The sequence below is a fragment of the Deltaproteobacteria bacterium PRO3 genome (assembly GCA_030263375.1).
Classification (GTDB): Bacteria; UBA10199; UBA10199; order DSSB01; family DSSB01; genus DSSB01.
Genome location: SZOV01000137.1, coordinates 1 through 6,357, shown reverse-complemented (window position 1 = coordinate 6,357; position 6,357 = coordinate 1). Strand labels below are relative to the sequence as shown.

At 63.3% G+C, this 6,357-nt stretch carries 6 protein-coding genes; 3 read left to right on the top strand and 3 right to left on the bottom strand.

Annotation, left to right across the window (positions count from 1 at the left end):
* Positions 1-264, bottom strand: a 264-nt coding sequence (locus tag FBR05_14260) for a hypothetical protein (GenBank protein ID MDL1873340.1), incomplete at its 3' end; no start/stop codon positions are given.
* A 76-nt stretch (positions 265-340) separates the two neighbouring features.
* Between FBR05_14260 and FBR05_14255 the strand changes: the two genes are divergently transcribed.
* Positions 341-3,220: a PBP1A family penicillin-binding protein gene (locus tag FBR05_14255; protein ID MDL1873339.1), complete on the top strand. Its 2,880-nt coding sequence runs from the start codon at positions 341-343 to the stop codon at positions 3,218-3,220.
* Between the two features lie 21 nt (positions 3,221-3,241).
* On the opposite strand, the gene FBR05_14250 is transcribed toward FBR05_14255, so the two are convergent.
* Both FBR05_14250 and FBR05_14245 read right to left on the bottom strand, forming a co-directional pair.
* On the bottom strand, positions 3,242-3,733 hold the full coding sequence (locus tag FBR05_14250; GenBank protein ID MDL1873338.1) for a peptidylprolyl isomerase: 492 nt from the start codon (positions 3,731-3,733) through the stop codon (positions 3,242-3,244).
* Between the two features lie 148 nt (positions 3,734-3,881).
* Positions 3,882-4,823, bottom strand: coding sequence for a histone deacetylase (locus tag FBR05_14245; protein ID MDL1873337.1), 942 nt, complete (start codon positions 4,821-4,823; stop codon positions 3,882-3,884).
* Positions 4,824-5,021: 198 nt separating this feature from the next.
* Here FBR05_14245 and FBR05_14240 point away from each other — a divergent pair, with 198 nt between their 5' ends.
* A complete protein-coding gene (locus tag FBR05_14240; GenBank protein ID MDL1873336.1) occupies positions 5,022-5,225 on the top strand; it encodes a hypothetical protein in 204 nt (67 codons plus the stop codon).
* A complete protein-coding gene (gene tatC / locus FBR05_14235) occupies positions 5,222-5,968 on the top strand; it encodes a twin-arginine translocase subunit TatC (GenBank protein MDL1873335.1) in 747 nt (248 codons plus the stop codon). The genes FBR05_14240 and tatC overlap by 4 nt, the downstream gene beginning before the upstream one ends.
* Positions 5,969-6,357: the final 389 nt, after the last annotated feature.

Sequence of the window (6,357 nt, the reverse complement as noted above, 5' to 3'; positions counted from 1 at the left end):
TGCGCTTGGAGCGGCCGGAGGCGGAGGCGCCATCCCGCTATCGCCTGCCGGAGGCGGCGGGGGCGGAGGAGGCGGTGGTGGCGGCGGGGGTGGAGGCACCGGGGCCTCCGGGGCGGCCGCGCCTTCCGCGCCCGCTCCGGGCGCCAGGCTCTTGGTATCGGTCGCCGCGGGCGCGGGGGCCTCTTTTTCGGCCTTTTTGCAGGCCGTTCCGCCGAGGGCCACCAGGGCGCCCAACAGGAATAAACTGGAGAGATAGCGTTTCATAGGGTCCGACTCCTTGACGGTCTTCCACCCGGGCGACGGGGTTTCTTCAAACCGCCGCCGACGCGGGTGATCCGAGATGATAAAAAACGTTGCGGATGCTTTCCAGGGAGGAATTTTTGTAAAGGGGGCCCTCTTCCGGGTCAAGCGAATAAAAAGTCCAATCTTCCCCGACCCCTGGCGGGCCGAACCGCGTTATTCCTATTGCGGGCCCAGGGTCGGCATGTTAGGCCACCGCAAATCCTGGGTTCCCACCATTATGGCTAAGTCCTCCAACGGTATGAAAAAATCCTTCTTCTCCCGCGTGCTCAAGTTCTTTAAATGGGTCGCGATCGCCGGCGTCGTCGGCATCGCCCTCGTCGGCATCGGCGGTTACGCCTTCTACCTGCACATCTCGAAGGACCTCCCGAAGCTCGACAAGATCGAGGACTACCGGCCGCCCGTCATGGCCGAGGTCTTCGACGACTCGGGCAAGAAGATCGGCGAATTCTGGACCGAGGCCCGCATCCTGACCCCCATCGAGAAGATTCCCAAGAAGATGATCGAGGGCTTCGTGGCCAGCGAGGACGACCGGTTCTTCCAGCACTCCGGCGTCGATCCCTACGGCATCGCCCGCGCCTTCTGGACCAACCTGCAGGCGGGACACGTCGTGCAGGGCGCCTCGACCATCACCCAACAGGTGACCAAGGCCCTGCTTCTCTCGCCCGAGCGCACCTACGACCGGAAGATCAAAGAGGCCATCCTCGCCACCAAGATCGAGCGCAACCTGACCAAGGATCAAATCCTTTACATCTATCTCAACCAGACCTTCTTCGGAAACCGCGCCTACGGCGTCGCCGCCGCCGCGCGCAACTACTTCCACAAAAACCTCGAGGACCTCAACGTCGCCGAGATCGCGATGATCGTCGGTCTCGCCAAGGCCCCTTCCCTGTTCAACCCCTTGGTCAATCCGACCCGCGCCGTCCAGCGCCAGCACTACGTCATCGACCGCATGCGCGAAGAGGGCTACCTCACCGCCGACCAGGCCAAGGAAGCGAAGGCCTTTCCCATGAAGATCTACGAGGCCGGTACCGACAAGGACTTCAACAAGAAGTACGCCCCCTACTTCGTCGAGCACGTCCGCCGCGCCCTGCAAAAGAAGTACGGCAACGAGCTCTACACGGGCGGCTGGAAGATCTACACCACGGCCAGCCTCGAGATGAACCAAGAGGCCCAAAGGGCGGTCCAGCGCGGACTCGATCAATACGCGAAGCGCTTCGGCTACCGCGGCCCGGTCGAGCGCCTGAGCGGCGAGGCTCAGATCGAGGCCTTCTTGAAGAAGCAGCACATCGAGCTGCTGAGCGAAAAGGAGGACATCGATCAGTTCTCCGACCCTCAGTACAAGCGCGCGATGTCGGTGCCCACCCCCATCGAGCCCGATCGGCGCTATCCCGCGGTCGTCTCGGGGGTCGCGGCCAACGGGATCAAGATCCGGGTGGGGCGGCAGGACGGCTTCATCTCCCGCGAGGACTATGCCTGGGCCAAGACGCCGGCCCGCGGCGCCCAGCCCTGGGAGCCCGCCGTCGGCGACGTCGTGGAGGTCAAGCTGAGGAGCGCGGCCGCCGGTAAGACGGCCAAGGCCTCCGCAGTCACCACCGCGAGCGCCTTCGTCCTCGACCAGACCCCCGAGGTGCAATCGGCCATCTTCTCCTTCGAACCCTTCGGCGGGGCCATCAAGGCCATCGTCGGCGGCCAGGACTTCGCCAAGAGCGAGTTCAACCGCGCGACGCAGGCCCTGCGGCAGCCCGGATCCTCGATCAAGCCCCTGATCTACGCCGCCGCCCTCGACAAGGGCTACACGCCCTCGACGGTCATCATGGACTCCCCCATCGTCTATGAAGAATCCCCCGGCAAGTTCTGGAAGCCCAAGAACTACGGCGGGAAGTATTACGGGCCCACGGTGTTCCGCAACGCCCTGGTCAACTCGCGCAACGTCGTCACCGTGCGCATCCTGATGGACATCGGGACGCATTACGTCGCCGGCTTCATGCGCAAGCTCGGCATCACCACGCCGATCTTTAAATATTATTCCCTGGCGCTCGGCTCCAACGAGGTCTTTCTCGAGGAGCTGACCACCGCCTACGGCGCCTTCGTCAACGGCGGCATCCATCCCAACACCTATTTCGTGCAGAAGATCGTCGATCCGAAGGGCAAAGTCATCGAGGAGCACCGGCCCTCTTCCACGCCCTTCCTGATCAGCTATCAGCCCGTCAAGGAAGGCGACAAGGGAGACAAACCCGCGAAGCCCGCCGAGCCCGAGACCATGGCTTCGGCGGAGACACAGCCCGAGACCATGCCCATGGGCAGCGGCCAAAAGTCGATCGAAGAGATGGGCTTTCGGGACGACTTGATGGCGGCCGGCGAGCTGGCCACCAAGGGGGACCAACTCAACCTGACGGAATACGAAAAGAAGGTCCTGTACGGCGACTACATCCCACCCGGCTACATCATCACGCCCAAGACGGCGATGACGATGGTCAGCATCCTGCGCGACGTCGTGCGCGCCGGCACCGGGACCCGGGTGCTCGCCTTGAAGAAGCCGGCCGGCGGCAAGACCGGCACGACCAACGGCGAGACCGACGCCTGGTTCATCGGCTTCACCCCCGACTTGGTCACCGGCGTCTGGGTGGGCTTCGACGAAAAGATAAAGAGCTTGGGCCGTGGCGCGACCGGCGGCACCGTCGCCGCGCCGATCTGGCTGCTCTACATGGAGCAGGCCACCAAGCGCTACGTCACGAAGGACTTCACCATTCCCAAATGGATCGACCTCTCGGTCTACGAGGCCCCCATCCAAGTCGTGCAGGGCGGCGGCGACGCCGAGATGGGCGACGCGGGCGTCGGCACGGGCGTGGCCTCGACCGGCGCCGGCTCGGCCGGCGGCGGAGGCGGGGCGGAGTTTTTTACGAAAGACTTAGAGTAGGGGCGAAGCTTGTGTTCGCCCCTACTTCTCTTCAATCACGACCTTCTTGATCTTATCCCCCTTGCGAATCTGCGCGACGACGTCCATGCCCTCGGTGGTTTGGCCGAAGACCGTGTAGCCGCCGTCGAGGAAGGGCGTCGCCTCGAGGGTGATGTAGAACTGCGAGCCGCTGGAGCGCCGCTCGGGGTTGACCTGGTCTCCGGTGCGGGCCCAAGCCAGGGCGCCCTTCAGGTGGGGCTGGCCGATCTCGGCGGGCACGGTGTAGCCCGGTCCACCGGTGCCGTTCCCGTCGGGGTCGCCGCCTTGGATGACGAAGCCCGGCTCGACGCGGTGGAAGGTCAGCCCCTCGTAGAAGCCGCCCTTGGCCAGCTGGACGAAATTGGTGACGGAAAGCGGCGCCTCCTTGGCGAAGAGCTTCACGCGGATGCTCCCCTTATCGGTCTCGATGACGGCCTCGTATTGCTTGGCCGGGTCGACGCTGCTCTGCTTGGGTTCGCTGAAGGACTTGCTCATTTTCTTCTCCTCTTTGGGCTTGGGCTGGGATGCATTTTGCGGCGCGGAACACGCGGTTCCGGCGACGCCGATGATGTAGGCCGCTGCAAGGGCCAGACCGATGCCATACAGGCTGGGTCGCGCCATGTCTACCTCCGTACAGGGTAAATTATTTTTCGAGTAACACTTTAAACACCTCGCGGACGCCGCCCGCCAGGCCCTCCAGGTCGTAGCCCCCTTCGAGGACATAGACCGTGCGGCCCTGGCAGCAATCCTCCGCGACCTTTTCCAGGGCCTCCGCCATATAACGAAATCCGGCATCGGTCACGGACATTCCGCCCAAGGGGTCGCGCCGGTGGGCGTCGAAGCCCGCCGACACCAATAGTATCTCGGGCCGGTAGGCCCGCAGCGCAGGCAGGACGCCGGTCTCGAAGGCCTGGCGGTAGTCCTCGTCGTTGGAGGCGGCACGCAGCGGGAGGTTGAGGGTATAGCCCGCCCCCGCCCCGCTCCCCCTCTCGTCCGCCGAGCCCGTGCCCGGATAGAAGGGATAGCGGTGCGTCGAGATGTAGAAGACGTCGGGCCGGTCGTAAAACATGTGCTGGGTCGCGTTGCCGTGGTGGACGTCGAAGTCGACGACCGCCACGCGCTTCAAGTGGCGCCGCCGCACCAGGTGCTCGGCGGCGATGCCGACGTTGTTGAAGAGGCAGAAGCCCATCGCGTATTCGCGTTCGGCATGATGGCCGGGCGGACGGACCATGGCGAAGGAGCGCTCGACCTCCCCTTCCAGGACCCGGTCCGTCGCCTCGAGGAGGCCGCCGGCGGCGAGCATGGCGGCCTCGAAAGAGCGGGGGCCGGCGAAGGTGTCGCCGTCCAGGTAGACGCCGGCCTGTTCGGAGCTACGGGCGACCTCGTCATAGTGCTCTTTGTCGTGGACCAGCAAGATGTCCTCGGCACGGGCAGCGCGGGGTGCGATCTCGACCAGCTTGGGAAGCAGTCCCTCGGACTGAAGCATCCGCTCGATGGCGCGCAGGCGCTCGGGACTCTCCGGGTGCATGGCCCCGGTTTCGTGGGACTGGTAGCGGGGATCGTGGACGATGCCGACTTTGGTCATAAGGGATGGCGATTCTAAGATTTTTTAAGCCCCGAACCAAGGGAATCCTCCCCATTGTAGCGGAAGGGCCGGGCCCGCAAAAGCCCTTCCCATCGGGACCCGGGCTTGCTACCTAAGGGCTAGAGACGCGGTTTCGGTGCAAACCGCGGCAGCGGCCGGAATGGACTGGCTGCAAAATTTTCAGACGCGGTACACCTTATGTTCGGTCTCGGCGGCGGAGAAATCGTCATCGTCTTGCTCTTGGCGGTGATCATCCTGGGTCCTAAGGAAATCCCCCGGGTGGCGACCCAGTTGGGCAAGCTGTTCCGCCAGCTGAAGTTCGCCGCCGACGACCTGAAGAGCACCGTCGAAAAAGAGCTGAAAGACGAACCCTCCTCCCCGGACAAGCCGAAAGACTCATGAAGCCCAAGACCATGACATTCGTCGAGCACCTCGAGGAACTCCGCTGGGTGTTTATCAAGTCGTTGCTCGCCGTCTTGGCGGGGACGGCGGTCTGCTTGGGCTTTTCCCCCAAGATCTATGCCTGGCTACAGGCCCCCCTGGCCAAAATTCTCCCCGAGGGCTCGCACTTCATCGCAACGACGCCCTTCGAGTCCTATGCGGCCTATTTCAAGGTGGCCCTGGTCTTCGGATTCTTATTGGCAACGCCCCTCGTCTTCTACTTTTTTTGGAATTTCCTTCGCCACGGCCTCGAGCACCACGAGCGCCGCGGGGTGATCCCCATCGCGCTGGCGACCAGCGCCCTCTTCGTGGGCGGCGCCCTCTTCGGCTACTTCGTGGTCTTTCCCACCGGCTTTCGTTTCGTCGTCGGGATCCTCGAGGGCACGGGCATCGTCTTCTATCCGAAGATGAGCGACTACCTCTCCTTCGCGCTGCGCCTGCTGATCGCCTTTGGGGTGATCTTCGAGCTGCCGCTCTTTCTGCTGGTCTTGGGGAAGTTGGGGCTGGTGAACGCCAAGCAGCTCGGCAAGGCCCGCAAATACTCGGTGATCCTGATTTTCCTGGTGGCCGGCATCCTGACCCCGGGGCCCGACGTCCTTTCGCAGATCCTCATGGCCTTGCCGCTCTTGGTTTTGTTCGAAGTGGGGATCGTCTTGGTCCGCGTCTTCGGGGCGAAACAGGCGAAATTGGCTACGGAAGAGTAGCCGCGTTAAGCACCCGCAACCCTTTACATCCTTCCCTCCGAACACCTCCCGATTATGCCGCGTTGCGGGCGGGGGCTCGGAGGTGTTCCACTCCGGCCTTTTCGAAACTCGCGATTATTGGAGGATGCGTAAAACCGCCTCTCGCTTGATCTCGATTGACCCCCGCGTGTGGAGCGCTCAGACAGTCGAAAAGGCCTCCGTGGAACACCTCCGAGCCCTAGCCCTTGTGTCCTGAAGGGCCTCCTATCGAAACAACCCTTCGAGAGTTCGACCGATAAACTCGTTATGTCCGCCCGTAGACGAAATAGGATCAGAATGCTGCAGTTTTTTGGGATGTGGCTCGCCTTCAGCCTGCTGATGTCCTGCGTCTCCGGTGGAGAAGTCGAAAA

Excerpts from the sequence above, each read along its gene's own strand:
- FBR05_14240 (MDL1873336.1), top strand. The coding sequence starts at position 5,022 with ATGTTCGGTCTCGGCGGCGGAGAAATCGTCATCGTCTTGCTCTTGGCG.
- FBR05_14245 (MDL1873337.1), bottom strand. The coding sequence starts at position 4,823 with ATGACCAAAGTCGGCATCGTCCACGATCCCCGCTACCAGTCCCACGAA.
- FBR05_14250 (MDL1873338.1), bottom strand. The coding sequence starts at position 3,733 with ATGAGCAAGTCCTTCAGCGAACCCAAGCAGAGCAGCGTCGACCCGGCC.
- FBR05_14255 (MDL1873339.1), top strand. The coding sequence starts at position 341 with ATGATAAAAAACGTTGCGGATGCTTTCCAGGGAGGAATTTTTGTAAAG.
- tatC (MDL1873335.1), top strand. The coding sequence starts at position 5,222 with ATGAAGCCCAAGACCATGACATTCGTCGAGCACCTCGAGGAACTCCGC.